Genomic DNA, 1,835 nt, shown 5'->3' with positions numbered 1-1,835 from the left:
CTCCGATACGCTATTCAGGGCCTGATTCACTTCATACTTGGCATAATCGTGCAGAAACAGCCGGTCTTCAAAGCGGGGTTTAGCCACTGCTTTGACGTAGTAATCCGCTTCAATGGGGGCCAGTTTTAGGCTGATGGCCTGAGCCTGGGCGCTGGTTTCTTTCATCACCGAATAGAACTGCTTGACCTCCGTATGCTTAGCCTGACTGCCCTCGATGCCCCGATCTAAACCCAACTCCTTCACCGTATTGGCAAAGCGGGTTTGAAGTTTACTCAGCGTGGTGCGGTCACCGCCTAACCAGTCACGGGCACACAAGCGGTTTTCCGTCCGCTCGGTCTTAACGGCTCGACCAACCTTGACGGTCTTGCTGCGGATGGGTGTCACGATGGCGTGCAGGTGGGGGCTGGTCTCATCGTGATGGGCGATGGCATGGACCACGTTATCGGCTCCATACTCCTGCCGGAGAAAGGCCATGGCTTTTGCCTGGAACGCTTTCCAGTTAGGGTCGTCAGGGTGGTTTCTTTGGAAATGTTCGGGACTGGCCGTAATGAACACATCGATGGCCACCACTGCCCCCTTGCGGGGTTCGATCTTCATCTCATCAAAGCGTACTTGCACGTCGGCCATTGGATCATGAGTGCCCGCTAAGCGTTGGTTGAGTTCCTGTTTAGCCACGTCAGCATTGAGCGTTTCGCGCTGGCGCTCAACGTGCATTCCGTGGCCGCCCACGTTGCCCATGGTCTTCAGTTTAGCGACTCGTAAGATAGCGTATGCCATTATCAGTTAGGGTTATGTTAGCGCCCTGGGAGGCGAGTGAAACAAGGGAATCTCGACCGTAGGGCGAGTTCACTTGTGTAGTGAGTCCACCTTTGTTTTAAAAGGTGGTAAGCGCGCGAAAGCAATGGCAAGCTAAGAAACGATTTGACATATTGAAAAGAGAGCGCGCATTTTCTTTCCCGGTTATAAAACTGGGTAATCAGTTTAACCCCTAGCCAACGGTACGCTTGCCGAATAGCCACTCTCGTAAACTGGCTGGTCGGCGGTCAATAGCCTCCCGAATCGATTGTAATTCGGTCGCCTGGCTAACCTGCAATTCAGCTTTTAATTTCTCCACTAATTCACCAACTAAGTCTTCCGGTCGAGCCGGTGGTTGATCCCTTTTTTTGAGTACGTTTGTAGCAGCCTCTCGTAATTCAGCATTAAAGAATTGGCCTAATGTCTTACCGGATCTAGTAGCTGCTTTTTCAATTACCAGGCGGGTTTCGGGTTCGATACCGCGAATGGTCCACTTAGCGGGTTCGGTCGATTTGACCCCTTCAACGGGTGTCGGACTTTTTGCGTGTTTTGTCTGCCCTGGTGTTTGGGGGTCTAGGCTAGGATCTTGATCCATTTTAGGCGTGTCTGTCTTCTTGTCCGACACATAATTAGGCAAGATCTTAGCCTTTTACAAGATGTCGGACATTTTATGATATTTGTCCGACAATACATAACTGAGATTATAGAACTAAAAAAAGCAGACCAACATTGTCGGTCTGCTTTCCCCCTTCTATCCACACCATAAGAGAATCCTTAAAATCTCTTTGATAAGCAGTTGAAGTAGTTGTATAGCTTATTTGTTATTGATCAGCCTTGTTGCTCTTCCACCAACTAAAAGCCTTAAATTGGTGTATGCTGACGGGCATACACTGAATTCAATTCGTCTTGGTAAACGCGCTGATAAACTCCAATTTGGATAGGCGCATCAGCAGGTATATTATAACTGGCATCTTTACCATAACCACTGATAATATACTCCACTTTGTCTTTAGCTGCACCAGCAAAAAAGGACGATAAGG

At 48.9% G+C, this 1,835-nt stretch carries 2 protein-coding genes; both read right to left on the bottom strand.

Annotated features, from left to right (window positions below; translation table 11 throughout):
• A partial coding sequence (gene mobV / locus B157_RS35255; RefSeq protein WP_020603782.1) for a MobV family relaxase occupies positions 1–777 on the bottom strand: 777 nt, incomplete at its 3' end.
• A gap of 211 nt (positions 778–988) precedes the next feature.
• Complete coding sequence (locus B157_RS35250; RefSeq protein ID WP_052646999.1) at positions 989–1,390, bottom strand: DUF1778 domain-containing protein; 402 nt, start codon at positions 1,388–1,390, stop codon at positions 989–991.
• Positions 1,391–1,835 lie beyond the last annotated feature (445 nt).

The organism is Spirosoma spitsbergense DSM 19989, assembly GCF_000374085.1.
GTDB classification, from domain to species: Bacteria; Bacteroidota; Bacteroidia; order Cytophagales; family Spirosomataceae; genus Spirosoma; species Spirosoma spitsbergense.
This window is presented reverse-complemented; position numbering and strand designations above follow the sequence as displayed.

Coding starts and splice junctions, on each gene's coding strand:
- B157_RS35250 (WP_052646999.1), bottom strand. CDS start 1,390: ATGGATCAAGATCCTAGCCTAGACCCCCAAACACCAGGGCAGACAAAA.